At 65.7% G+C, this 25,937-nt stretch carries 22 protein-coding genes; 13 read left to right on the top strand and 9 right to left on the bottom strand.

Annotated elements, in window-relative coordinates:
- The first annotated feature begins 23 nt into the window (after positions 1-23).
- Positions 24-1,541 (top strand): CoA-acylating methylmalonate-semialdehyde dehydrogenase, encoded by a 1,518-nt coding sequence (locus tag AC3G88_RS23300; RefSeq protein WP_400394906.1) that lies wholly within the window; start codon positions 24-26, stop codon positions 1,539-1,541.
- Between the two features lie 276 nt (positions 1,542-1,817).
- Positions 1,818-3,227, top strand: a complete 1,410-nt coding sequence (gene bcaP / locus AC3G88_RS23295) for a branched-chain amino acid transporter BcaP (protein ID WP_488894031.1) — start codon at positions 1,818-1,820, stop codon at positions 3,225-3,227.
- On the opposite strand, the gene AC3G88_RS23290 is transcribed toward bcaP, so the two are convergent.
- Positions 3,228-4,628 (bottom strand): aminotransferase-like domain-containing protein, encoded by a 1,401-nt coding sequence (locus AC3G88_RS23290; RefSeq protein WP_400393983.1) that lies wholly within the window; start codon positions 4,626-4,628, stop codon positions 3,228-3,230.
- Between the two features lie 178 nt (positions 4,629-4,806).
- Between AC3G88_RS23290 and AC3G88_RS23285 the strand changes: the two genes are divergently transcribed.
- The 4 genes from AC3G88_RS23285 to AC3G88_RS23270 all read left to right on the top strand — a co-directional run bounded on the left by AC3G88_RS23285 (position 4,807) and on the right by AC3G88_RS23270 (position 10,221).
- Positions 4,807-5,145: a DUF2917 domain-containing protein gene (locus AC3G88_RS23285; protein ID WP_488771449.1), complete on the top strand. Its 339-nt coding sequence runs from the start codon at positions 4,807-4,809 to the stop codon at positions 5,143-5,145.
- Between the two features lie 306 nt (positions 5,146-5,451).
- Entirely contained in the window at positions 5,452-8,748 is a 3,297-nt protein-coding gene (gene icmF / locus AC3G88_RS23280) for a fused isobutyryl-CoA mutase/GTPase IcmF (protein WP_488894030.1), read from the top strand.
- Between the two features lie 100 nt (positions 8,749-8,848).
- Positions 8,849-9,286: an HIT family protein gene (locus tag AC3G88_RS23275; protein WP_153949057.1), complete on the top strand. Its 438-nt coding sequence runs from the start codon at positions 8,849-8,851 to the stop codon at positions 9,284-9,286.
- Positions 9,287-9,366: 80 nt separating this feature from the next.
- Entirely contained in the window at positions 9,367-10,221 is an 855-nt protein-coding gene (locus AC3G88_RS23270) for a 3-hydroxybutyryl-CoA dehydrogenase (protein WP_400393989.1), read from the top strand.
- A gap of 57 nt (positions 10,222-10,278) precedes the next feature.
- Here the strand turns inward: AC3G88_RS23270 and AC3G88_RS23265 are convergent, their stop codons facing one another.
- The gene (locus tag AC3G88_RS23265; protein WP_153949055.1) at positions 10,279-10,959 is read right to left on the bottom strand and encodes a Crp/Fnr family transcriptional regulator; all 681 of its coding nucleotides are present in this window, start codon (positions 10,957-10,959) and stop codon (positions 10,279-10,281) included.
- Positions 10,960-11,199: 240 nt separating this feature from the next.
- On the opposite strand from AC3G88_RS23265, the gene AC3G88_RS23260 reads away from it, so the two are divergent.
- The 7 genes from AC3G88_RS23260 (at position 11,200) to AC3G88_RS23230 (ending at position 19,919) form a co-directional block, all read left to right on the top strand.
- The gene (locus AC3G88_RS23260; protein ID WP_488894029.1) at positions 11,200-13,164 is read left to right on the top strand and encodes an AMP-dependent synthetase/ligase; all 1,965 of its coding nucleotides are present in this window, start codon (positions 11,200-11,202) and stop codon (positions 13,162-13,164) included.
- Between the two features lie 17 nt (positions 13,165-13,181).
- The gene (locus AC3G88_RS23255) at positions 13,182-14,123 is read left to right on the top strand and encodes an ABC transporter ATP-binding protein (RefSeq protein WP_488894028.1); all 942 of its coding nucleotides are present in this window, start codon (positions 13,182-13,184) and stop codon (positions 14,121-14,123) included.
- Positions 14,124-14,141: 18 nt separating this feature from the next.
- Positions 14,142-15,056 (top strand): branched-chain amino acid ABC transporter permease, encoded by a 915-nt coding sequence (locus AC3G88_RS23250; RefSeq protein WP_488771444.1) that lies wholly within the window; start codon positions 14,142-14,144, stop codon positions 15,054-15,056.
- A gap of 83 nt (positions 15,057-15,139) precedes the next feature.
- Entirely contained in the window at positions 15,140-16,216 is a 1,077-nt protein-coding gene (locus AC3G88_RS23245; protein ID WP_488894027.1) for a branched-chain amino acid ABC transporter permease, read from the top strand.
- Positions 16,217-16,258: 42 nt separating this feature from the next.
- A complete protein-coding gene (locus AC3G88_RS23240; protein WP_488771443.1) occupies positions 16,259-17,596 on the top strand; it encodes an ABC transporter substrate-binding protein in 1,338 nt (445 codons plus the stop codon).
- A gap of 237 nt (positions 17,597-17,833) precedes the next feature.
- Positions 17,834-18,649 carry an ABC transporter ATP-binding protein gene (locus AC3G88_RS23235; RefSeq protein WP_400393760.1) on the top strand — a complete coding sequence of 272 codons (816 nt, stop codon included), beginning with the start codon at positions 17,834-17,836 and terminating at the stop codon, positions 18,647-18,649.
- Between the two features lie 19 nt (positions 18,650-18,668).
- Positions 18,669-19,919 carry a phenylacetate--CoA ligase family protein gene (locus AC3G88_RS23230; protein ID WP_488894026.1) on the top strand — a complete coding sequence of 417 codons (1,251 nt, stop codon included), beginning with the start codon at positions 18,669-18,671 and terminating at the stop codon, positions 19,917-19,919.
- 28 nt (positions 19,920-19,947) lie between these two features.
- On the opposite strand, the gene AC3G88_RS23225 is transcribed toward AC3G88_RS23230, so the two are convergent.
- From AC3G88_RS23225 to AC3G88_RS23195, 7 genes are all read right to left on the bottom strand, one after another.
- Positions 19,948-20,427: a YbaN family protein gene (locus tag AC3G88_RS23225; protein ID WP_488894025.1), complete on the bottom strand. Its 480-nt coding sequence runs from the start codon at positions 20,425-20,427 to the stop codon at positions 19,948-19,950.
- 30 nt (positions 20,428-20,457) lie between these two features.
- On the bottom strand, positions 20,458-21,435 hold the full coding sequence (locus tag AC3G88_RS23220) for an NAD(P)H-dependent flavin oxidoreductase (protein WP_488894024.1): 978 nt from the start codon (positions 21,433-21,435) through the stop codon (positions 20,458-20,460).
- A gap of 361 nt (positions 21,436-21,796) precedes the next feature.
- On the bottom strand, positions 21,797-22,990 hold the full coding sequence (locus tag AC3G88_RS23215) for a class I SAM-dependent rRNA methyltransferase (RefSeq protein ID WP_488771439.1): 1,194 nt from the start codon (positions 22,988-22,990) through the stop codon (positions 21,797-21,799).
- Between the two features lie 4 nt (positions 22,991-22,994).
- Positions 22,995-23,303 carry a DUF493 family protein gene (locus AC3G88_RS23210; RefSeq protein WP_092603078.1) on the bottom strand — a complete coding sequence of 103 codons (309 nt, stop codon included), beginning with the start codon at positions 23,301-23,303 and terminating at the stop codon, positions 22,995-22,997.
- Between the two features lie 41 nt (positions 23,304-23,344).
- Positions 23,345-24,550: a D-alanyl-D-alanine carboxypeptidase family protein gene (locus AC3G88_RS23205; RefSeq protein ID WP_153949047.1), complete on the bottom strand. Its 1,206-nt coding sequence runs from the start codon at positions 24,548-24,550 to the stop codon at positions 23,345-23,347.
- A gap of 43 nt (positions 24,551-24,593) precedes the next feature.
- Positions 24,594-25,238, bottom strand: coding sequence for an alpha/beta hydrolase (locus AC3G88_RS23200; protein WP_153949046.1), 645 nt, complete (start codon positions 25,236-25,238; stop codon positions 24,594-24,596).
- A gap of 110 nt (positions 25,239-25,348) precedes the next feature.
- Positions 25,349-25,669: a (2Fe-2S) ferredoxin domain-containing protein gene (locus AC3G88_RS23195; RefSeq protein WP_092603084.1), complete on the bottom strand. Its 321-nt coding sequence runs from the start codon at positions 25,667-25,669 to the stop codon at positions 25,349-25,351.
- Positions 25,670-25,937: the final 268 nt, after the last annotated feature.

Here is a 25,937-nt window from a genome sequence, read left to right as displayed (position 1 = left end):
CCGAGACATAGAGGAAGACCGCAGTGAACATCGCAGAAAACCGGCAGATTGCCGAAATCCATCACTACATCGGCGGCAGCGTGCAGCGCGCCGGCACGGACCGCTTTGCCGATGTGTTCAACCCGGCCACTGGCGACGTGGCTGCCCGCGTGGCCCTGGGCACGCCCGATGACGTGGCTGCTGCCGTGGCCGCCGCCAAGGCGGCCTGGCCTGCCTGGGCCGAGATGCCGCCGCTGCGCCGGGCGCGCATCCTGTTCAAGTTCAAGGAACTGCTGGACCGCCACCATGACGACCTGGCCGCGCTGATCACGCGCGAGCACGGCAAGGTCTTTTCCGATGCCAAGGGCGAAGTCACGCGCGGCATCGAGGTGGTGGAGTTCGCCTGCGGCATTCCGAACCTGCTCAAGACCGATTTCACCGACAACATCGGCGGTGGCATCGACAACTGGAACCTGCGCCAGCCGCTGGGCGTGGTGGCCGGCATCACGCCGTTCAACTTCCCGGTGATGGTGCCGATGTGGATGTTCCCGGTGGCGCTGGCGTGCGGCAACACGTTCGTGCTCAAGCCGTCGGAGCGCGACCCGTCGCCGAGCCTGCTGATCGCCGACCTGCTCAAGCAGGCGGGCCTGCCCGATGGCGTGTTCAACGTGGTGCAGGGGGACAAGGTGGCCGTGGACGCACTGCTGGCGCACCCCGACGTGCAGGCGCTGTCGTTCGTGGGCTCCACGCCGATCGCCGAATACATCTACACCGAAGGCACGAAGCACGGCAAGCGCGTACAGGCACTGGGCGGCGCCAAGAACCACCTGGTGGTGATGCCCGATGCCGATCTGGACCAGGCCGTCGATGCGCTGGTCGGTGCCGCCTACGGTTCGGCCGGCGAACGCTGCATGGCGATCTCGGTGGCCGTGGCGGTGGGCGAGGTCGCCGACAAGCTCGTGCCGCGCCTGGCCGAACGTGCCGCATCGCTGAAGATCCGCAACGGCATGGAAGGCGACGCCGAGATGGGTCCGCTGGTCACGGCCGCGCACAAGGCCAAGGTCGAGGGCTATATCGCCAAGGGCGTGGCCGAGGGCGCGAAGCTGGTGACCGATGGCCGCGGCCACAAGGTGGACGGCCACGAGAACGGCTTCTTCGTCGGCGGTACGCTGTTCGACAATGTCAAGCCGGACATGACGATCTACAAGGAAGAGATCTTCGGCCCGGTGCTGTCGGTGGTGCGCGTGCACGACTTTGCCGAGGCAGTGGACCTGATCAATCGTCACGAATTTGGCAACGGTGTGTCGTGCTACACCAGCGACGGCGGCATCGCCCGCGCGTTCGCGCGCCAGATCCAGGTGGGCATGGTCGGCATCAACGTGCCGATTCCGGTGCCGATGGCCTGGCATTCGTTCGGCGGCTGGAAGCGTTCGCTGTTCGGCGATCACCACGCCTACGGCGAGGAAGGCGTGCGCTTCTACACGCGCTACAAGAGCGTGATGCAGCGTTGGCCCGACAGCATCGCCAAGGGCGCGGAATTCACCATGCCGGTGGCGAAGTAGATCGCAGATTCCTGATTTCTCTGATTTCCCGATGCCGGCTGGCATCGTCGTCTTGAAAGCGCCCTGAACAGGGCGCTTTTTTTGTGCGTGCGCGGGCACGGTGGCGGGCATCGCGGTGCGGCCGGTCCGCCATGACAACGCGGCCGCCGGCGCGTATCATCGCGCCCTTCCGCCGGCGCCCCTGTCTTCCCACGATCCAAAAGATGTGCGGTCCAGGCCGCCGGTGCGACTTGTACAACCTATAGTCAATGCACGGACTATCGCCCGGAGCCGCCCATGAGTCTCTTCCGCACCAAGAACATCGAATCCATGCTGGATGTGAGCGAGCATGATGGATTGCGCAAGGTGCTGGGGCCGGTGGATCTGGTGCTGATGGGCATTGGCGCCATCATCGGTACGGGCATCTTCGTGCTGACCGGCACCGGCGCGCTGACGGCCGGGCCGGCGTTGACCGTGTCGTTCGTGATTGCGGCCATGGCCTGTGGCTTTGCAGCGTTGTGCTACGCAGAATTTGCGTCCGCGATTCCGGTTTCCGGATCGATCTACACCTACAGCTACGCCACGCTGGGCGAGATCATCGCGTGGATGATCGGCTGGGACCTGCTGCTCGAATACGGGCTGGCGACCTCGGCGGTGTCGGTGGGGTGGTCGGGCTACTTCCAGTCGCTGATGGCCGGCTTCGGGCTGCACCTGCCGGCCGCGATCACGGCCGCGCCGGGCTCGGTGCCGGGCGTCCATACGCTGGTGAACCTGCCCGCCATCCTGATCATGCTGGCGATCACGTGGGTGGTGTCCTACGGCGTGCGCGAGTCGGCGCGGCTCAACAACGTGATGGTGGCCATCAAGATCACCGTGGTGCTGCTGTTCATCGTGGTGGGCATCTGGCACGTGAAGCCGGCAAACTGGCAGCCGTTCGCGCCGTTCGGCTTCACGGGCATCTTCAATGCGGCGGCGCTGGTGTTCTTCGCGTTCATCGGCTTCGATGCCGTGACCTCGGCGGCCGAGGAAGTGCGCAACCCGGGCCGCGACCTGCCGATCGGCATCATCGGATCGCTGGCGGTCTGCACCATCCTGTACGTGGCGGTGGCGGCCATCATGACCGGCATCGTGCCGTTCATGAAGTTCGAGGGCGTCGATCATCCGGTGTCGCTGGCGCTGCAGTACGCGGGGCAGAACTGGGTGGCCGGGTTTGTGGACCTGGGCGCCATCCTGGGCATGACCACGGTGATCCTGGTCATGACCTACGGCCAGACGCGCATCATCTTTGCGATGTCGCGCGACGGCCTGCTGCCCGAGGCGCTGTCGGCCGTCCACCCCGTTCACGCCACGCCGTTCACGGCCACGTGGACGGTGGGCATCGTGTTCTCGGCCATCGCCGGGTTCGTGCCGCTGAACGTGCTGGCGGAGCTGATCAACATCGGCACGCTGTCGGCCTTCACGCTGATCTCGATCGCCACGCTGGTGCTGCGCCGTACGCAGCCGCACCTGCCACGTACGTTCCGCTGCCCCGGCGTGCCCGTGGTGCCGCTGCTGTCCGTGGCGTTTTGTCTATTTCTGATGGCGCACCTGCAGACGCTGACGTGGATGGCGTTCCTCTGCTGGCTGGCGCTGGGCCTGGTGATCTATTTCGCCTATTCGCGCCGCAACGCCGTGCTGCACAACCACGGCGGCGACGCCAAGGGCTGATCAGCGCGCGGCGGCCTGCTCGAAGAAGGCGCGCGAGCGCGGCTCGCCGGCGTAGGCCGAGTTGATGCGCACCCAGGCCGATGTCTCGCCGCCGGGGCGGAAAAAATGCCCCGGTGCCAGCGAGATGCCATGGGTCTCGGCCATCGCCACAAGGTCGCGCGAGTCCTCGATCGCGGGCGAGCGGGCCCACAGGAAGTTGCCGCCGGCCGGCTCGCAGAACACCTCCCAGCCGTACTGGCCCAGGATCTTCACGGCATCGGCCGTCACCTCGCGCGTACGCACGCGCAGCCGCTCCACGTACTTGCGATAGGCGCCGCGCTCCAGCATCGTCGCCGTCACGGCTTCGGCAAAATGCGATCCCGCCACGCTGGTCAGCACCTTCACGTCGATCAGGTCCTTGATGAGCGCCTTGTCGGCGACGATATAGCCCACGCGCAGCGCGGCCGACACCGTCTTCGAAAATCCGCCGATGTAGATCACGTGTTCGAGCTGGTCCAGCGTGGCCAGCCGGTCGGTGAAATTGAGCTGGAAGTCCGAAAAGATGTCGTCCTCGACGAAGCGGAAGTTGTGCCGGCGCGCCAGTTCGAGCAGGCGGAACGCCACGGGCGGCGCCAGCGTGGAGCCGGTGGGGTTCTGCAGCACGCTGTTGGTGAAGAACAGCTTGGGCTTGTGGTCGCGCAGCAGCCGCTCGCAGGCCTCGGGGTCCGGGCCGTTCGGCGTGTGCGGCACGCCTACCAGCTGCACGCCATGCATGCGCAGCAGCCCGAACAGGTTGTAGTAGCCCGGGTCCTCGACGAAAACCGTATCGCCGGGCTTGAGCAGGTGGCGCACGATCAGGTCCAGCGCCTGGCTGGCGCCCGACGTGATCAGCACCTGCGACAGTTCCGCTTCGATTCCCACCTGCCGCGCGCGGGTCAGCACATGCTTGCGCAGCGCCGGGTGGCCCAGCGGCGTGGCGTAGTGGATCACGCTGTCGATGTCGTGCCGGGTGATATGGCGGATGGCCTGCGTCAGCCCCTCCACATCGCGCCATTCCTCGGGCACGAAGCCGCCCGCCAGCTTCAGCGTGCCGCTGGGATGGTGGAACTGGTCGATGATATGCAGCGACAGGTCTTCGGCCAGGCTCGGGTCAGACCATCCGCGCCCACGGCGCCCCGTCAGCGCGCTTTCGGCCACGTAGAAGCCCGAACCCTGGCGCGAATCGACCAGACCTTGCGACACCAGCCGGTCGTACGCCTCGATCACCGGAAAGCGGCTGATGCCGTGTTCGGCGGCCAGTGCGCGGATCGACGGCAGGCGGGCGCCCGGGGTGGCCTCGCGCGAGCGGATCCAGTCCTTCACGCCGAGCACGATCTGCTCGGTCAGGGGCACGCCGGTAGAGGAATCGATGACGAGTTTCATGGGTGACGGGAACGGCAACTGTCAGTCAAAACTACTGAACAGTTCAACGAAAACTGTTCGGAACTGTGCATGGGATTGTAGTCCCCGCCATGAATAATGGAAGCGTGGTGCGGCGCCCCCTTTTTGCCTCCGATCCCTTGATCCAGAGCGGCTGCACCGGCAAGACAAGGAGACACCCATGCGTGAACTCAGGACTTTCGAACTCGATGAACCGGGCCGGCCCGTCAGCTGGCGTGCGCGCCATGGCCAGAGCGTGACCGCGCTGGAAGGCAGCCTGTGGCTGACCCTGGAAGGGCAGATGGCCGACATCTGGCTGCGCCCCGGCGATGTGTACGCACTGGTCGAAGGCGAGCGGGTCTGGCTGTCCGGCGAGGCGCCGGTGTCCCGCTTCCTGCTGACGGAGACGCCGGCGCCATGGTCGCTGCGCCGCGCCTGGTGCGTCCTCCGCCAGTTCAAGCGCCGCTGGGACGCCCGCAAGACCGACGCCTTCGGCGACTGCCCGCAAATCCACGCCTGACCGGGCGTCAGGCACGCTCTCCTGGGATCCGGAGCCGCCATCGTCACCTTCGCCGACCTCCCGCGGCGAAGCGGCGGCTTCCGGGCCCTTCTTGCGCATTCTTCCCCCCGTATTCCCCGCCTTCCCCCTGTTTCCGCCCCGGCCGCTGTGCGACGATGCCAGCCATGCCCTCGGTGCTTTCCCGCGCCCCTGGACTTACGTTAACGTAAACGTCATATAATCGTCCGGCCCCTGTCAGCGCGGTCGCAGAACCGCCGGCGCATCGCCAGCATGGGCAGCCAGCCACATAACAGAGCGGTGGAGACCATGACTGATCTTTCGGATGTGAGCAGGACGGCGGCCGCCCGGCCGCGGGCGACCCCGGCAACCCAGGGGCAGGGCCCGGCCAACAAGGTGCGCTTTGTCACCGCCGCGTCGCTGTTCGACGGCCATGACGCATCGATCAACATCATGCGGCGCATCCTGCAGTCGCATGGCTGCGAAGTGATCCATCTGGGTCACAACCGCTCCGTCCACGAGGTGGTGACCGCCGCCTTGCAGGAAGACGTGCAGGGCATTGCCATCTCCAGCTACCAGGGCGGTCACGTCGAATACTTCAAGTACATGATCGACCTGCTGCGCCAGCACGGCGGCGAACACATCCAGGTGTTCGGCGGTGGCGGCGGGGTGATCGTGCCCGACGAGATCCGCGAACTGCAGGCCTACGGCGTGGCGCGCATCTACAGCCCCGAAGACGGCCAGCGCATGGGCCTGGCCGGCATGATCGCCGACATGGTCCAGCGGTGCGATATCGACCTGACGCGCTACGCGCCGTCCACGCTCGATGCGGTGACCGCTGGCGACCGTCGCGCGCTGGCACAACTGATCACCGCGCTGGAAAACGGCAAGGCCGCGCCGGCGCTGGTCGGCGCGCTGCAGGAGCGGGCCGGGGCCTCCACCACGCCGGTGCTGGGTATTACCGGCACGGGCGGGGCAGGCAAGTCGTCGCTGACCGACGAGCTGATCCGCCGCTTCCGACTGGACCAGCAGGACGCGCTTTCCATTGCCGTGATCTCGATCGACCCGTCGCGGCGCAAGTCCGGCGGCGCGCTGCTGGGCGACCGCATTCGCATGAATGCGATCAACCATCCGAACATCTTCATGCGGTCTCTGGCCACGCGCGATGCCGGCTCGGAGATCTCGCAGGCGCTGCCGGATGTGATCGCGGCCTGCAAGGCGGCCGCATTCGATCTGGTGATCGTCGAAACGTCCGGGATCGGCCAGGGCGACGCGGCCATCGTGCCGCATGTGGACCTGTCGCTCTACGTGATGACGCCCGAGTTTGGCGCGGCGAGCCAGCTGGAAAAAATCGACATGCTCGACTTTGCCGATTTCGTCGCGATCAACAAGTTCGACCGCAAGGGCGCGCAGGACGCCTGGCGCGACGTGGCCAAGCAGGTGCAGCGCAACCGCGAGCAGTGGCACGCCCGGCCCGACGAGATGCCGGTCTACGGCACACAGGCATCGCGCTTCAACGACGACGGCGTGACCATGCTCTACCAGGGTCTGGTGGCGTCGCTGGCCGGGCGCGGCCTGCATGTCGGGCCGGGCATGCTGCCGAAGCTGGCCGGCCGGATTTCGACGGGCCAGAACGTGATCGTGCCGCCGGCGCGCAACCGCTATCTGGCCGAGCTTGCCGATACGGTGCGCGCCTACCATCGGCGCGTGGCCGAACAGAGCCGGCTGGCGCGCGAACGTCAGCAACTGCGCGCCGCCGGCGCAATGCTGAAATCGTCGAATAGCGATGCCGATGGGCAGGCGCTGGCATCGCTGGCCGCCGAGCGCGAGGCGTCGCTGGGCAGCGTGGAGCGCAAGCTGCTGGCGATGTGGCCGCAGATGCAGGCCGCCTACAGCGGCGACGAATACGTGGTCAAGATCCGGGACAAGGAAATCCGCACCGGGCTGGTGACGACCACGCTGTCCGGCACGAAGATTCGCAAAGTCGTGCTGCCGCGCTTCGAGGACGAAGGCGAGATCCTGAAATGGCTGATGCGCGAGAACGTGCCGGGCAGCTTCCCGTACACGGCCGGCGTCTTCGCCTTCAAGCGCGAGGGGGAAGACCCCACGCGCATGTTCGCGGGCGAGGGCGACGCATTCCGTACCAACCGCCGCTTCAAGCTCGTGTCCGAAGGCATGGACGCCAAGCGCCTGTCCACCGCGTTCGATTCGGTCACGCTCTATGGCGAAGACCCGCACGAGCGCCCCGACATCTACGGCAAGGTGGGCAACTCGGGCGTGTCGATCGCCACGCTCGACGACATGAAGGTGCTGTACGAGGGCTTTGACCTGACCAGCCCCAGCACGTCGGTGTCGATGACCATCAACGGCCCGGCGCCAACCATCCTGGCCATGTTCATGAACACGGCCATCGACCAGAATCTGGACAAATTCCGAGCCGACAACCAGCGCGAGCCGACCGCCGACGAAGAGGCCAAGATTCGCGCCTGGGTGCTGCAGAATGTGCGCGGCACGGTGCAGGCGGACATCCTCAAGGAAGACCAGGGGCAGAACACCTGCATCTTCAGCACCGAGTTCTCGCTGAAGGTGATGGGCGATATCCAGGAATATTTCGTCCACCACCAGGTGCGCAACTTCTACTCGGTGTCGATCTCGGGGTATCACATTGCCGAGGCCGGCGCCAACCCGATCTCGCAGCTGGCCTTCACGCTGGCCAACGGCTTCACCTTCGTGGAAGCCTACCTGGCGCGCGGCATGCATATCGACGACTTCGCGCCGAACCTGTCGTTCTTCTTCTCGAACGGCATGGACCCCGAGTACAGCGTGCTGGGCCGCGTGGCGCGCCGCATCTGGGCCGTGACGATGCGCGACAGGTACGGCGCCAACGAGCGCAGCCAGAAGCTCAAGTACCACATCCAGACGTCGGGCCGGTCGCTGCACGCGCAGGAGATCGACTTCAACGACATCCGTACCACGCTGCAGGCGCTGATCGCCATCTACGACAACTGCAACTCGCTGCACACCAACGCCTATGACGAAGCGATCACCACGCCCACGGCCGAGTCGGTGCGCCGGGCGCTGGCGATCCAGCTGATCATCAACCGCGAATGGGGCGTGGCCAAGTGCGAGAACCCCAACCAGGGCAGCTTCCTGACCGAAGAGCTGACCGACCTGGTGGAAGAGGCGGTGCTGCAGGAGTTCGAACGCATCGCCGAGCGCGGCGGCGTGCTGGGCGCGATGGAAACCGGCTACCAGCGCGGCAAGATCCAGGAGGAATCGCTGTACTACGAGCAGCTCAAGCACGACGGCACGCTGCCCATCATCGGCGTGAATACCTTCCGGAACCCGAATGGCGACCCGACGCCACAAACGCTGGAACTGGCGCGGTCGAGCGAGGCGGAAAAGCAGAGCCAGCTGACCCGCCTGGCGGAATTCCACCGCCGCCATGCCGGGGACGCCGAGGCCATGCTGGACCGGCTGCGCCAGGCCGTGATCGACAATGGCAATGTATTCGCGGTGTTGATGGATGCGGTGCGCGTGTGCTCGCTGGGGCAGATCACGCATGCGCTGTTCGAGGTAGGCGGCCAGTACCGTCGCAACATGTGAAAAAGCCGCCGTGAATGGCGGGCGGCCGGTTCACGGCACGGAGCACTGGGGCTACACTCTTTGCTCCGTCGCCGTCAGGCCATCCATTCCCGAGACACCCATGCAAGCCGAGTACGACAGCAACAACATCTTCGCCCGCATCCTGCGTGGCGAACTCCCGTGCTTCAAGATCTACGAGGACGCCGACGCCATCGCGTTCATGGACATCATGCCGCAGTCCGACGGCCACGCACTGGTGGTGCCGAAGGAGGCTGCCGTGGATCTGTTCGGCCTTTCCGAAAAGGGCGCGGCCGCGGCGATCCGCGCCACCCAGATCGTGGCGCGCGCCGTGCGCGAGGCCTTCCAGCCCGACGGCGTGGTGATCAGCCAGTTCAACGGCGCCGCGGCCGGCCAGACCGTGCCGCACGTGCATTTCCATATCGTGCCGCGCTATGCGGACCAGTCCCTGCGCGGCCATGCCCGCCAGCAGCAGGACATGGAACTGCTCAAGCAGCATGCCGCACGCGTGGTGGCGGCCCTGGCGAAGCTGCAGGGCTGAACGGCCGTCGTTCAGCCGCACCCCGGCCGCACCGAATCAAGCAGACCAATCCAATCAGTGAAATAGCAAGGAAGCGAGACATGGCAATCAAGACAGTGGGCATCGTGGGTGCCGGCACGATGGGCAACGGCATTGCGCAGGCTTGCGCGGTGGCGGGCCTGGACGTGGTGATGGTCGATATCAGCGACGCCGCGGTGCAGAAGGGCATCGCCACGGTGGCCGGCAGCATGGACCGCCTGATCAAGAAGGAAAAGGCGACCGAGGCCGACAAGGCGGCCGCGCTCGCGCGCATCCACGGCAGCACGTCGTACGACGATCTGAAGCGCGCCGACATCGTGATCGAGGCCGCCACGGAAAACTTCGACCTGAAGGTCAAGATCCTGAAGCAGATCGACGGCATCGTTGGCCCGGACGTGATCATTGCGTCGAACACGTCGTCGATCTCGATCACCAAGCTGGCCGCCGTGACTTCGCGCGCCGACCGCTTCATCGGCATGCACTTCTTCAACCCGGTGCCGATGATGGCCCTGGTGGAGCTGATTCGGGGCCTGCAGACCAGCGACGCCGCGCACGCCGATGTCGAGGCCCTGGCGAAGCAACTGGGCAAGTACCCGATCACGGTCAAGAACAGCCCCGGTTTCGTGGTCAACCGCATCCTGTGCCCGATGATCAACGAGGCGTTCTGCGTGCTGGGCGAAGGCCTGGCGTCGCCGGAAGAGATCGACGAAGGCATGAAGCTGGGCTGCAACCATCCGATCGGCCCGCTGGCCCTGGCCGACATGATTGGCCTGGATACGATGTTGGCGGTGATGGAAGTGCTGTACACCGAGTTCGCCGATCCGAAGTACCGCCCGGCGATGCTGATGCGCGAAATGGTGGCCGCGGGCTACCTGGGCCGCAAGACCGGCCGTGGCGTGTACGTGTACAGCAAGTAGGCGTCGTTCACCGATTGTTTGCTCCCCTTTCCCGCCTTGCGGGAAAGGAAGAAACCACTACTCCCCGTACTGTCGCAGCCCCTCCAGGTCGAGCACGTCGATCACGCCATAGTCCACGCGCACCAGGCCCTGCTGTTCCAGCACCTTCAGGGCCTGGTTGGCACGCTGGCGCGAAATGCCGGCCAGCAGGCCGATCTCTTCCTGCGAAATTTCCAGTGTCGAGCCGATGCTGGGATACAGGTGTTCGTTGAACAGCGATGAGACGGCGCGGGCCACGCGCGAATCGATGTCGAGCAGCCGTTCGTATTCGACCGCCGCGATGAACTGGCCGAGCCGCTCGTTGAACTGCATCAGCAGGAAGCGCGTGAACGGCAGGCTGGTATCCAGCAACCACTGAAAAGTCTCGCGTGGGACGAAAGCGATACGCGAACGCCGCAGCGCCATCACGTCGTACTTGCGGATCTCCTGCTTGAGCACTGCGCCTTCGCCGAACCAGCCGCCGGTGGGCACGCCGGTGAAGGTGACCGACTTGCCCGACGGCGACACGGTGGTGATCTTGACGATGCCTTCCACCACGCCCAGCCAGTGCTCGGCCATTTCACCTTTGTGACAGACGTAATCACCTTGTGCGTATTCGCGCACGGTCATGACACGTTTGACACGGTCGCGCTGTTCCGGGCTCAGGTCGGCGGCCCAGGCACAGCGGTCGATGAACGAGAAGGGGTCGGCGGCAGGCATTGCGCTCCCGTAGGGATTAACCCGGAATTGTCGCCGGCGCGACAACCCGGCGGAATGGCATCGGCTATCTTACGATCACCCGGAACCGCCCCTGCCAGCATTCCTCACCCAACAAGGCAAGGCGGGCGTGATGCGGTGCGGCAATCGTCGCACCGGACAAGGCGCCCAGTATAGCGACCGGTCTGGCGGCTTGATACCCGGCATGGTCCCTAGGCCATCCGAAGGGGAGAGGAGACAGCGATGCAGGAATCGTCGGCAACGACCTTTCCGCGATGGCTGCTGGCGCATGCCCGGCAGCGGCCCGATCATCCGGCCTATCGCGAGAAGGATCTCGGTATCTGGCAGACCTACAGCTGGCAGCAGGCAGCGGCCGAGGTGCGCGCGCTGGCCTGCGGCCTGGCGGCGCTGGGCTTTCGCCGGGGCATGAACCTGGCCGTGGTCGGCGACAACCGTCCGCGCCTGTACTGGGCGATGACCGCCGCGCAGGCGCTGGGTGGCGTGCCCGTGCCGCTCTACCAGGACGCCATCGCGGGCGAGATGGTCTACGTGCTCGACGACGCCGAGATCGAGTTCGCCATCGTCGAAGACCAGGAACAGGTCGACAAGCTGCTCGAAGTGGAATCGCAGCTGGCGTCGCGCGGCCGCGCCGTGCGCCACGTCATCTACGAAGACCCGCGCGGGCTGCGCGACTACGATCATCCGTCGTTGCTGTCTTACGCACGCGTGCAGGAAATCGGCCGCGAATTCGATCGCGCAAATCCAGGTTTTTACGATGCGCAGGTGCAGGCCGGCGCGCCCGATGACACCGCGATCATCCTCTATACGTCGGGCACCACCGGCAAGCCGAAAGGGGTCTGCCATGCGCATGCCGGTCTGATTGGTGCCGCGCGCAACGGCTGCCAGTTCGACGGGCTCGGCGCCGATGACGACGTGTTGTCGTACCTGCCGATGGCCTGGGTAGGCGACAACCTGTTCTCGTACGCGCAGGCCATGGTGGCCGGCTTCACCGTGAACTGCCCGGAATCGCGCGAAACCGTGATGACCGACCTGCGCGAGATCGGCCCCACTTACTACTTTGCACCGCCACGGATCTATGAGGGGCTGCTCACGCAGGTCATGATCCGCATGGAAGACGCGGGCTGGGTGAAGCGCCGGCTGTTCCACTGGGCGATGAGCGTGGCGCGCCGGTGCGGATCGGACATCCTGGACAAGCGGCCCGTGCCGGCGCTGGATCGCCTGCGCTACGGAATTGGCGAAATTCTAATCTACGGCCCGTTGCGCAATGTGCTGGGCATGAGCCGTATCCGCGTGGGCTACACGGCGGGCGAGGCCATCGGGCCGGACCTGTTCCGCTTCTACCGGTCGATCGGCATCAACCTGAAGCAGTTCTACGGCCAGACCGAGACCTGCGCCTATGTGTGCCTGCAGCCGGACGGGCAGGTGAAGTTCGATTCGGTGGGGCCGGCCGCGCCGGGCATGGAGATCCGCATCGCCGACAACGGCGAGGTGCTGGTGCGCGGCGTGGGGCTGCTCAAGGCCTACTACAAGCGCGACGATGCCACGCGCGAGGCCATCAACGACGAGGGCTACTTCATGACCGGCGACGCCGGCGTGATCGATGCCGACGGGCACCTGAAGATCATCGACCGCGCCAAGGACGTGGGCAAGTTGGCCGACGGGTCGATGTTCGCGCCCAAGTACATCGAGAACAAGCTCAAGTTCTTCCCGTACATCAAGGAAGCGGTGGCGTTTGGCACCGGCCGTGACCGCGTCTGCGCGTTCATCAATATCGACTTCGATGCGGTGGGCAACTGGGCCGAGCGCCGTCACCTGCCGTACGCCGGCTACGTGGACCTGGCGGGCCAGCCCGATGTCATCGCCATGATTGCCGAATGCGTGGAGCAGGTGAACGCCGACCTGGCTGCCGACGCGATGCTGGCCGGCTCGCAGGTGGCGCGCTTCCTGATCCTGCACAAGGAGCTGGACCCCGATGACGACGAACTGACGCGCACGCGCAAGGTGCGGCGTGGCTTTATCGCCGAGAAATACGCGGTGCTGGTGGACGCGCTGTTCGCGGGCAAGCCGGAGCAGTTCATCGACACGCGCGTGAAGTTCGAGGATGGCCGCGAGGGCAGTGTGTCGGCCACGCTGAAGCTGGTGGACGTCAAGCGATTCCCGCCCGTGGGCGGCGCGCGCGCGGCGTGAGACAGGGAGACGCACAGATGACGGCAACCCAGACAGCGTGGCAGGGCGGCATGAGCCGCGTCGATGCCACGGGCGCCATGGCGTCGCCCGGCACCCTCGCCCCGCCCGGCCACGCGGACACCCTCCACGGCGACAGCCCGCGCACCGGCGACGCCCATCGGCCCGACGCCCCGGCCCACGCCAGCACGCGCGGCGACGTGATTCTGGACCTGCAGAACATCTCGCTATCGTTTGGCGGCGTGAAGGCGCTGACCGATATCTCGTTCGATGTCTGCGAGCACGAGATCCGCGCCATCATCGGCCCGAACGGCGCCGGCAAGAGTTCGATGCTGAATGTGATCAACGGCGTGTATCACCCGCAGCAGGGCCGCATCGTGTTCCGGGGGCAGGAGCGCCGCAAGATGCATCCGACGGCCGCCGCCCGCCAGGGCATCGCGCGCACGTTCCAGAACATCGCGCTGTTCAAGGGCATGACCGTGCTCGACAACATCATGACGGGCCGCAACACACAGTTCCGCACCGGCCTGCTGGCGCATGCGCTGTGGTGGGGCCCGGCGCGCGCCGAGGAAATGCGGCATCGCCGCAAGGTCGAGGAAGTGATCGACTTCCTGGAAATCCAGGCCATCCGCAAGACGCCGGTGGGGCGCCTGCCGTACGGGCTGCAGAAGCGGGTGGAACTGGCGCGCGCGCTGGCGGCGGAACCGTCGATGCTGCTGCTGGACGAGCCGATGGCCGGCATGAACGTGGAAGAGAAGCAGGACATGTGCCGCTTCATCCTGGACGTGAATCAGCAGTTCGGCACCACCATCGTACTGATCGAGCACGACATGGGCGTGGTCATGGATATCTCCGACCGCGTGGTGGTGCTCGATTACGGCAAGAAGATCGGCGACGGCACGCCGGCCGAGGTCAAGGCCAACCCCGACGTGATCAAGGCCTACCTGGGTACTTCCCACTGAAGAAATCAGGAAACTACGATGACATTCTTCTTCGAAATCCTGATCGGCGGGCTGCTCTCGGGGCTGATGTACTCGCTGGTGGCGCTGGGCTTCGTGCTGATCTACAAGGCGTCGGGCGTGTTCAACTTCGCGCAGGGGGCGATGGTGTACTTTGCCGCGCTGGCGGTGGTGGGGCTGATGGACAAGGGCCTGCCGATGTGGGCGGCCGTGATCGGCGCCTTTGTCGTCATGATCGTGGTCGGCATGAGCACCGAGCGCCTGGTGCTGCGCAAGCTGGTGAACCAGCCGCCGATCACGCTGTTCATGGCCACCATCGGCCTGTCGTTTTTTCTGGAAGGCCTGGGACCGCTGCTGTTCGGCAACGAGGTGCGGCCGATCCAGCTGGGCATCGTCGATGAGCCCATCGATTCGATCCTGACCCACTTCAATATCGTGGTGTCGAAGTTCGACCTGGCCGCCGCGCTGATTGCCGCCGTGCTGGTGGCGGTGCTGGCGCTGTTCTTCCAGTACACCAAGGTGGGCCGCGCGCTGCGCGCGGTGGCCGACGATCACCAGGCGGCGCTGTCGCTGGGCATTCCGCTGCAGAACATCTGGGCCATCGTCTGGGGCGTGGCCGGCTTTGTCGCGCTGGTGGCGGGCATGCTGTGGGGATCGCGCAACGGGGTGCAGTTCGCGCTGACGCTGACCGCGCTCAAGGCGCTGCCGGTGCTGATCCTGGGCGGCTTTACGTCGGTGCCGGGCGCCATCGTCGGCGGGCTGATCATCGGCGCATCGGAAAAGCTGGCCGAGATCTATATCCCGCCCGTGTTCCAGTCGGCGTTCGGGGGCAACTTCGGCGGGATCGAAGGCTGGTTCCCGTATGTGTTTGCGTTGCTGTTCCTGCTCGTGCGGCCAGAGGGGCTGTTCGGAGAAAAACACATCGACCGCGTATAGCGCAGCAAATTGAAGTCGCGCAGCGGCGGCCGCAAGCCACCCCATCCGCGTTGCCGTCACGCATGCCGAGATCGGAGAATTTCATGCTCTACCGCGAATCCGGACAGTTCAAGACCAGCTACGTTGCCGACAGCCAGATCTTCCCGATCCGGCAAGATCGTATTTTCTTTGCTTTGTTGATGGTGGTGGCGTTTGTCGTCATCCCGTTCGCGGGCAGCGAATACTGGTTCAACGCCATCCTGACGCCGTTCCTGATCTTCTCGCTGGCGGCGCTGGGCCTGAACATCCTGACCGGCTATGCCGGACAGCTGTCGCTGGGCACGGCGGCCTTCATGGCCGTGGGGGCCTATGCGGCCTACAACTTCCAGCTACGGATCGAAGGCATTCCGGTGGTGCTGACGTTCATCCTGGCCGGACTGTCGTCGGCACTGGTGGGGGTGGCATTCGGGCTGCCGTCGCTGCGGATCAAGGGCTTCTACCTGGCCGTGGCCACGCTGGCCGCGCAGTTCTTCGTGGTGTGGGCGCTGACCAAGTTCCCCTGGTTCTCGAACAACAGTTCGTCGGGCGTGATCACGGCGCAGCGGCTGGACCTGTTCGGCGTGGCGATCGATACCCCGATCCGGAAGTACCTGTTCTTGCTGGCCATCGTCACGGTGCTGGCGATGCTGGCCAAGAACCTGGTGCGCTCGGCCACGGGCCGCGCCTGGATGGCCGTGCGCGACATGGACGTGGCCGCCGAGGTCATCGGCATCCCGTTGATGCGTACCAAGCTGCTGGCCTTCGCCGTCAGCTCGTTCTACTGCGGCGTGGCCGGGGCGCTGTACGCGTTCTGCTACCTGGGATCGGTGGAGCCGGACGGCTTCTCGCTGGACCTGTCGTTCCGCATCCTGTTCATGATCATCATCGGCGGGGTGGGCAGCATCCTGGGGTCGTTCCTGGGCGCGGCATTCATCCTGCTGCTGCCGATCTTTCTCGATAACGTGCTGCCGACGCTGGCCGCGCTGCTGCACCTGCCGTTCACCAACGCCACGGTGTCGCATATCCAGCTCATGGTATTCGGCGCGCTGATCATCTTCTTCCTGATCGTCGAGCCACATGGCCTGGCCCGGCTCTGGCAGATTGCCAAGGAGAAGCTGCGCCTCTGGCCATTCCCGCATTAGTCGTTCCCATAACAACGCCCGTTCGAGGTGAAGGAGACTGTGATGACAACCGTATTCCGCAATGTGCAGCGCGCCGCCCTGGTGGTCAGCGTCGCGGCTGCGCTGCTGGCGCCGGCCCTGCCGGCCCTGGCGCAGGCCAATGACCAGTTCGTGGCGCTGCCCAGCTACCGCGTCGGCCCGTATGGCTCGAACGGTCAATCGTTCTATGGCGGATTTGTCGATTACCTGAACTACGTCAACCTCAAGGAGGGGGGCGTCAACGGCGTGAAGCTGTCGTGGGAAGAGTGCGAGACCGAGTACAACAACGCCAAGGGCGTCGAGTGCTACGAGCGCCTGAAGGCCAAGAACGGCCAGAGCAAGGGCACCGCCTACCACACGATGTCTACCGGCATTTCGTACGCGCTGGTCGACAAGACCGCCGCCGACAAGGTGCCGCTGGTGATGATGGGCTATGGCCGCACCGATGCCGTGGATGGCTCGGTGTTCCCGTACGCGTTCCCGCTGGTCACCACGTACCAGATGCAGGTGTCGGCCATCGTCAAGTATCTGGCGTCGAAGAACGGCGGGTCGCTGGCCGGCAAGAAGATCGTCTACCTGTATCACGACTCGGCCTACGGCAAGGAACCGATCGTCGCGCTGGAGGCCGAGGCCCGGCTCGGCAAGTTCAACCTGGTGGAGATTCCGGTGGCGCACCCGGGCAACGAGCAGGGCGCGCAGTGGCTGAAGATCCGTCAGGAAAATCCCGACTACGTGATCTTCTGGGGCTGGGGCGTAATGAACCAGACCGCGCTGAAGGCGGCCCAGAAGGTGGGCTTCCCGCGCGAAAAGATGATCGGGTCGTGGTGGGCCGGCTCCGAGGAAGACACCACGCCGGCCGGCGACGCCGCCAAGGGCTACATGAGCGCCACGTGGAACGTGGCGGGCAAGAGCGTGCCGCTGATCGCCGATATCGAGAAGGTGGTCTACGGCGCCAACAAGGGCAACATGCAGGACCGCAACAAGGTGGGCTCGGTGCTCTATAACCGCGGCGTGTCGGCGGCGGTGGTGACGGTGGAGGCGATCCGCGTGGCGCAGGCCAAGTTCGGCAAGGGCAAGGTCATGACCGGCGACGAGATGCGCTGGGCCTTCGAGAATCTGAACCTGACCAGCGCGCGCCTGCAGCAACTGGGCGCCACGGGCCTGCTGCCAGAGATCAAGACCAGCTGCGATAACCACGAGGGATCGGGCAAGGTCAAGATCCAGCAGTGGGACGGCACCAAGTGGGTGGTGGTGTCGGACTGGATCGAAGGCAACAAGAACCTGATCCATCCGCTGTTCAAGGCCACGGCCGCGCAGTACGCGAAGGAGAAGGGCATCACGCCAGCCTGCATGAAGTCGTAGTGTCGGCTTGCCGACGGTTTTCTCCCCTCTCCCGCTGTGCGGGAGAGGGGCCGGGGGAGAGGGTATTGAGGCTCAAATTGCGACATGCCGAGTCTTGATGCGCCGGGCTCTCTCCCCCAACCCCTCTCCCACAAGTGGGAGAGGGGAGCGGATCAGCAGCATCTGAAGCACCATCGGTTTTACTCCCCTCTCCCGTTGCTTTGGGAGAGGGGAGTAAAACCAGTACAGGGACAAGACATGACCCTTCTATCCGTCAACAACATCGAAGTCATCTACGACCACGTGATCCTGGTGCTCAAGGGCGTGTCGCTCGATGTGCCAGAGGGCCGCATCGTGGCGCTGCTGGGCGCCAACGGCGCGGGCAAGACCACCACGCTCAAGGCCATCTCGAACCTGCTGCATGCCGAGCGGGGCGATGTCACCAAGGGATCGATCGAGTACCGCGGCCAGCGCGTGGACCAGCTCACGCCCAACGACCTGGTCAAGCGCGGCGTGATCCAGGTGATGGAAGGCCGCCACTGCTTCGCGCACCTGACCATCGAGGAAAACCTGCTGACCGGGGCCTATACGCGCGGCCTGTCGCGTGGCGAGACGCGCGACGCGCTGGAGAAGATCTACGACTACTTTCCGCGCCTGAAGACGCGCCGCAAGTCGCAGGCTGGCTATACCTCGGGGGGCGAGCAGCAGATGTGCGCGATTGGGCGGGCCATGATGGCCAAGCCGTCGATGATCCTGCTCGACGAGCCGTCGATGGGCCTGGCGCCGCAGATCGTGGAGGAGATCTTCGAGATCGTGCGCGACCTGAACTCGCGCGAGCGCGTGAGCTTCCTGCTGGCCGAGCAGAACACGATGGTGGCGCTGCGCTATGCCGACTACGGCTACATCCTGGAAAACGGCCGCGTGGTGATGGATGGCGAAGCCGAATCGCTGCGCACCAACGAGGATGTCAAGGAGTTCTACCTGGGCGTGGCCGCCAACGACGCCGAAGGCGGCGCGCGCAAATCGTTCCGCGACGTGAAAAGCTATCGCCGCCGCAAACGCTGGCTGGCCTGAATCTCCCCTGGACACCGATATGGCTGAATACTTCGATTCGCTGGAGACGCGCGCGCCTGCGGAGCGCGAGGCCGCGCTGCTTGCCGCCGTGGCGCGCCAGGTCGCGCATGCGCAGGCACATGCACCGTATTTTGCCGAAATCCTGGGCGACTTCGATGCACGCGAGATCACCTCGCGCGATGCGCTGGCGCTGCTGCCGGTCACGCGCAAGTCCGAACTGAGTGCGCGCCAGCGCGTGGTGCCGCCGCTGGGCGGGCTCAATGCCACGGCGCTGGGCGGCCTGCGCCATGTGTTCCAGTCGCCGGGGCCGATCCACGAGCCCGATGGCTTTGCCGCCGACTGGTGGCGCACGGCGCGCGCGATGTTCGCGGCCGGCTTCCGGTCCGGCGAACTGGTCTACAACACGTTTTCGTATCACTTCACGCCGGCCGGGATGATGATGGAATCGGGCGCGCACAAGCTGGGGTGCTGCGTGTTCCCGGCGGGCGTCGGCCAGACCGAATCGCAGGTGCAGGCGCTGGCCAGCCTGCAGCCCACCGCCTACGCGGGCACGCCCTCGTTCCTGAAGCTGCTGATCGAGAAAGGTGACGAGATGGGGCTGCCGTGCACCAGCCTGTCCAAGGCACTGGTGTCGGGCGAGGCCTGCCCGCCCGCGCTGCGGGGCTGGCTGCAGGACCACGGCGTCACGGCGCGCCAGATGTACGGCACGGCCGATGTCGGACTGATCGCCTTCGAGACCGACGGCGGCGACGGCTGGGTGGTGGACGAAGGCGTACTGGTCGAGATCGTCGAGCCGGGGGGCACGAAGCCGATGCCCGAAGGCGAGGTGGGCGAGGTGGTGGTCACCGTGCTCGGCAACGGCGACTACCCGCTGATCCGTTTCGGCACCGGCGATCTGTCGGCCATCGTGGCCGAATCGTCGCACCGCGCCAGCCCGTGCGGGCGGACCAATATCCGGCTGAAGGGCTGGCTGGGGCGCGCCGACCAGACCACCAAGGTCAAGGGCATGTTCGTGCATCCGGGGCAGGTGGCCGAAGTGGTGCGGCGCCACCCCGAAATCCGCGCGGCGCGGCTGGTGGTGACCGGCACGATCGGTGTCGACGTGATGACGCTCCATTGCGATACCACGCGCATCGACGAGGGCCTGGCGCTTGCCGTGGCCGATTCGATGCGCGAGGTCATGCGGCTGCGGGGAGAGGTGCGCTTCGTCCCGCCCGGGTCGCTGCCGCAGGACGGCAAATCGATCGAGGACGCGCGCAGCTACGACTGATTGGCGTGGCTCAGGGCCGGCGGCGGCCCTACGCTTGCGACGACGGACCGTCGCTGGCCTCGGGATAGCCGCCGCGCGGCCGTGTGGGCAGCCGTACCATCCAGACCGTCACGGCGATGCCGATGGCGATCAGCGTGAGCGACGACACGGGCCGTGCGCGCAGCAGCCAGGCCGTGATGCTCATCGACGTCCACATCATCGACAGCGCCAGGCACTTGGCGCGGAACGGAATGCTGCGGTGGGTCTGCCAGTCACGCACCAGCGGCCCGAATCGCTCGTGCGTGATCAGCCAGTTGTGGAATTTTTCCGACCCGCGCGCAAAGCACGCGGCCGCCAGCAGCACGAACGGCGTGGTCGGCAGCAGCGGCAGGAAGATGCCGATAAAGCCGAGCACCAGGCTGATGACGCCCAGCGTGACCCAGAATGCGCGGATCACGCGCTCCCGGTGCGTGAGCGTGCCGGGCAGGTCGGCGGGGCCGGTCGGTGTTTCGGGGTCGGAAGAAGGCAACGGTTCAGGAAAAGGGGCGCCAAAACGCCCTTATGCTACCAGCCCCAGCCGGGCGCGCGCCGCATCGTACTCGGCCTTCATGCGCGCCACGATCTCGCCGGCGGTGGGAATGTCGTGGATCTGGCCCACGCCCTGGCCGGCACCCCAGATGTCCTTCCAGGCCTTGGCCTTCGAGCTGCCGCTCGAAAAATCCATCTTGCTCTTGTCGGCCACGGGCAGGTCTTCGGGGTCCAGGCCCGAATTGACGATGCTCTCGCGGATGTAGTTGCCGTGCACGCCCGTGAACAGGTTCGTGTAGATGATGTCCGAAGCGGCCGAACTGGTGATCGACTGCTTGTACTCGGCGCTGGCATGGCCTTCCTGCGACGCGATGAAGCGCGTGCCCACGTAGGCGAAGTCCGCGCCCATGGCTTGGGCGGCCAGCACGGCATCGCCGGTGGCAATCGATCCGGACAGCGCGATCGGACCGTCGAAGATCTTGCGCACTTCGCCGACCAGCGCGAACGGCGACAGCGTACCGGCATGGCCGCCGGCGCCGGCCGCCACCAGGATCAGTCCGTCCACGCCGGCCTCGATGGCCTTTTCGGCGTGGCGGAGGTTGATGACGTCGTGCAGCACGATGCCGCCGTAGCTGTGCACGGCGTCGATCATTTCCTTGGGCGGCGCCCGCAGCGACGTGATGAAGATCGGCACCTTGTGCTCCACGCACACCTTCACGTCATGTTCCAGCCGCGCGTTGGACGCGTGCACGATCTGGTTCACGGCCAGCGGGCCGACGGGCTTGCCGGGATTGGCCGCCCCGAATGCCGCCAGTTCTTCCTGGATCTGCGTCAACCATTCGTCGAGCAACTCGGCCGGGCGCGCGTTGAGCGCCGGAAACGATCCGACGATGCCGGCCTTGCACTGGGCCAGCACCAGTTCGGGATAGCTGACGATGAACATTGGCGACGCAATGACGGGCAGGGCAAGGTTCTGCAGGGCTGGCGGAATGTGTTTGGCGGCAGGCATGGTGTCTCCTCGAATCCGTCTGATGAAATGACGCGGACAAGCGGTGCGAAATGCACGGTCGTTCGATTATAGGGAGTTTCGCTGGGGCGCGGAGTCGGGGTAGAGGCTCCAGTCTATGCGATGCCGGCAGCGATGCGCTCCCCTATCCCATGCAGTGGGAGAGGGGAGAAAGAAGGGCGACGGGCAAAAAAAGCCCCGCTGGGTTAGCGGGGCGATTACCACGAAGACTGATAAGAAGAGACGGTCAGGCACCTGCCAATGCCTTACCGTGAGACGAATCTTAGGCAGTGAATGTGACCACCGGAAGACAGTTCCGAGGCAATTCCGGAAAACCCGTCACCGGACGCGTTTCCCGGCCCGACTAGATCTTTTCCAGCAGCAGACCCTTCAGGTATTCGCCTTCGGGGAAGGCCGCCGACATCGGGTGATCGGTGCCGGCCGACAGGCGGCGCAGGATGCGTGCGTCGGCGCGGGCATCGGTGGCGGCGCCGGCCACGATCTTCTGGAACAGCTCCATGCTGATGGCACCGGAGCACGAGTACGTGAACAGCAGGCCGCCAGGGCGCAGCAGCTGCATGCCGACCAGGTTGATTTCCTTGTAGGCGCGCGCGGCACGGTCGATGTGCTGGGCCGACGGGGCGAACTTGGGCGGGTCCAGCACGATCAGGTCGAACTGGCGGCCTTCGGCGCGGAACTCGCGCAGCATCTTGAACACGTCCGCATCGAGCCAGGTGGCGCGCCCGGCGTCGAAGCCGTTCAGCGTCACGTTGCTGGCCGCGATCTTGAGCGCCTCGCCCGACGAATCGATCGACGTCACCGACTTCGCACCGCCACGCAGCGCGGCCAGCGAGAAGCCGCCCGTGTAGCAGAAGCAGTTCAGCACGTCGCGGCCCTCGGCCAGGTCGCCCACGAGCTTGCGGTTGTCGCGCTGATCGACATAGAAGCCGGTCTTGTGGCCGTTGCGCACGTCCACGTAGTAGCGCACGCCGTGTTCGGTCACCGACAGCTGCGGATCGGGCTCGGCACCGGCCAGCACGCCGGTGACCAGTTCCAGCCCTTCGCGCTGGCGCACGGCCGCGTCGGAGCGCTCATAGACGTTAGGGCAGCCGGTTTCCTTGATCAGCGCCTGGACCAGCGCGTCCTTCCACTGCTCCACGCCCGCGGCGTTGAACTGGCAGACCAGCTGCCCGGTCTCGCCCTGGCCGTAGTAGTCGACGATCAGGCCCGGCAGGCGGTCGGATTCGCCGAAGATCAGGCGTACCGCGCTGGTGTCACTGACCCAACGCTGGCGGTGGGCCAGCGCGGCCGACACGCGGCGCTTGAACATGGCGTGGTCGACCGGCTCGTTTTCGTCGAATGTCCATACGCGCACCCGGATCTGCGATTCGGGGCTGTAGGCGCCGCGCGCCAGGAAGCGGCCATCCGCGCTGCGGACGACCACGGTCGAGCCCGCCTCGCAGCGGCCTTCGGTGGAGGCGATGCCCGTGGCGTAGACCCACGGGTGGCGCCGCAGCAGGGATTTTTCCTTGCCGGGCTTCAGGGTGATGACGTTCATGTGGTTACAGCACCACCTTGACCATCGGGTGCGACGTCAGCGCACGGTACACGCTGTCCAGATGCTCGCGGCTCGTGACGTACACGGTCACGGTCAGCCCCAGGTAATTGCCGTTGCGCGACGGACGCATCTCCATCTTGCCGGCGTGGAAGTTCGGGTCGAATTCCTGGATCAGCGTCACGATGGCCTCGGCAAAGCCGTCCTGCATGGCGCCCATGACCTTGATCGGAAATTCGCTCGGGTATTCGATCAGCGACTGCTCGGGCGGGATGTCACCCGGGATCAGCGGACCGTTGCTGGAATCTGTCGTCATCTTGCGTAACCTTGTGCGCGCTCCATTGCGCCTGCTTGCGCTTACTTGCGCTTGAACCAGAGGCGGATCGTATCCCACAGCCGGCCGAAGAAGCCCGCCTCGGGCACTTCCTCCAGTGCCACCACCGGGAACTCGCCCACCTTGTTGGTGCCGTCCATCAGCTTGACCGTGCCCACCTGCTGGCCCGCGGCGATCGGGGCGATCAGCAGTTCCTGGCGCTCCAGCACCGGCTTCAGGCGGCCGCCCGTGCCCTTGGGCACCGTCACGAACGTCTCGTTGGCCACCCCGATCTTGACCGTGCTGGCGCGGCCCTTGTAGATGTCGGGCGTGGCCAGCACCTGACCCTTGTCGTACAGGCGCAGCGTGTCGAAGAACTGGAAGCCGTAGTTCAGGATTTTCAGGCTTTCCTGGGTGCGGATCTGCTCGGTGGCCGTGCCGATCACGATCGACACCAGCCGGCGCGTGCCATTCGGCACATTGGCCAGCGGGCGCTGGGCCGACGAGATCAGGCAGTAGCCGGCGGACTTGGTGTGGCCCGTCTTCAGACCGTCCACGGTCGGGTCGATGTACAGCAGGCGGTTGCGGTTGGGCTGCCTGATCTTGTTATAGGTGAACTCCTTCTGCGAGTACATTCCGTAGTACTCGGGGAAGTCCTTGATCAGGCGCGTGGACAGCGTGGCCAGGTCGACCGCCGTGGTGTAGTGGTTCGGATCGGGCACCCCGTCGGTGTTCGTGAAGTGCGTGCCCTTCATGCCCATGCGCTGCGCTTCGCGGTTCATCATCGCCACGAAACCTTCTTCCGAACCGCCCACGGCCTCGGCCAGCGCCAGCGACGCGTCGTTGCCCGACTGCACGATCAGGCCCATCAGCAGGTCGTTCACGCTGACCGGCTTGCCGGCCTCGATGAACATGCGCGATTCATCGCTTTTGACCTTGCGCACGATCTCGGTCGGCGTGACGGTCTGGTCCAGCGTCAGGCGCTTTTCCTTGAGCGCCTCGAACACCAGGTAGGCGGTCATCAGCTTGGTCAGCGACGCGGGCTCGATGCGCAGGTCGGCATTCTGCGACGCCAGGGCCTGGCCGCTGGTCACGTCGTACAGCATCCACGACTTGGCGGCCACCTGCGGCATCGGCACGCCCTGCGCCAGGACGGCGGCGGGGGCGGCGGCAAGCACGGTGGCAAGCGTTGCGGCGACGGCAACGGGAGCAAGGGCGGATGCGAAATGCGGCGTGGCTCTGTTCAGCATGGGTAGTGTTCCAACGATAAAGGGATGGCGCGGGCGGGACGGTTCACCGTTCCCACGCATTGACGACAAGCTGCTTGATCAGGTGCAGCTTGCGGTGAAAAAAGTGGTCAGCGCCGGGAATGACGATGACCGGCAGTTCCTGCGGACGGGCCCAGTCCAGCACGCTGGCCAGCGGCACGGTGTCGTCCTGTTCGCCGTGGATCACGATGGTGTCGGCCGGCACGGTGGCCACGTCCCAGCGGCTGGTGGCCGTGCCCACCAGCACCAGCCGCTGCGCGGGCGTGCCCGCTTCGGCCAGGCGGCGTGCCACGTGCGTCTGCACGAAGCTGCCGAACGAGAAGCCGCCCAGCGCCAGCGGCAGCGCGGCCACGTCCGGCGACCACGCGGTCTGGGTGCGCATCCAGTCGATCACGGCCAGCAGGTCGTCCTGCTCGCCGATGCCCTGGTCATGCTCCCCGGCCGTGCCGCCCACGCCGCGGAAGTTCGGCCGCACCGTGGCATAGCCCAGCGCCACGAACGTGCGTGCCAGCGTCTGCGCCACCTTGTTGTCCTTGGTGCCGGCGAATAGCGGGTGCGGATGCGCCACCAGCGCCAGGCCACGCACCGGCTCGTTCTGCGGCAGATCGATCGAGATGTCGATGGCGCCGACGGGGCCGGCGATGGTGGTGACCTGGGTATGCGCGTTCATGGCGAGAGGGCAGGAAGGTTCGGCGACAACAGCACGACAAAAGCGGCACGACAAAAGCGGCACAACAAAAAACCGGGCAGGCGGCCCGGCACGGCCCGGCGGGTACCGGATCAGCGATCGACCATCAGGCGTTCGACGGGCTTGCCGTGAATCAGATGGCTGTCGATGATCTCGTCGATGTCCTGCTCGTCGACGAAGGTGTACCAGACGGCCTCGGGGTAGACCACCAGCACCGGACCAAGTTCACACCGGTTCAGGCAGCCGGCCTTGTTGATGCGCACGCGGCCTTCGGCGCCGGCGATGCCCAGTTCCTTGCAGCGCTTCTTGGCGTATTCCTGCATGGCCTTCGCATTGTGGTCGGCACAGCAGGCCTTGCCGTCGTCGCGCTGGTTCAGGCAGAAGAAAACGTGGTGCTTGTAGTAGCTGCTCATGGCGGCGAACTGGACTGCGTGGCGCCGGACCGCGGTAACGCGGGCGCCTGGCGCGGCATGAATCGAGGAAGCTCGGAATTATACGTGGTCGCGCGCGCCGTTCCGCGCGGCGGCGCTGCCCGGAATGCCGGAAATCGCGATGCGCGTGGCCATCCGGCGGGGGCTCCGGCGGCCGGAGACGGCCTCACACGTGCCTGACGCGGCACTTTTTGGGACGAAATCGGCCGGTAGCCGTCCGAATTCCCGGAGGCACCGATTCCGGATTTCC

Source organism: Cupriavidus sp. 86D6, assembly GCF_057815095.1.
Note: the sequence above shows the minus strand (reverse complement) of the source record. Positions and strands in the feature narration are given on the sequence as shown.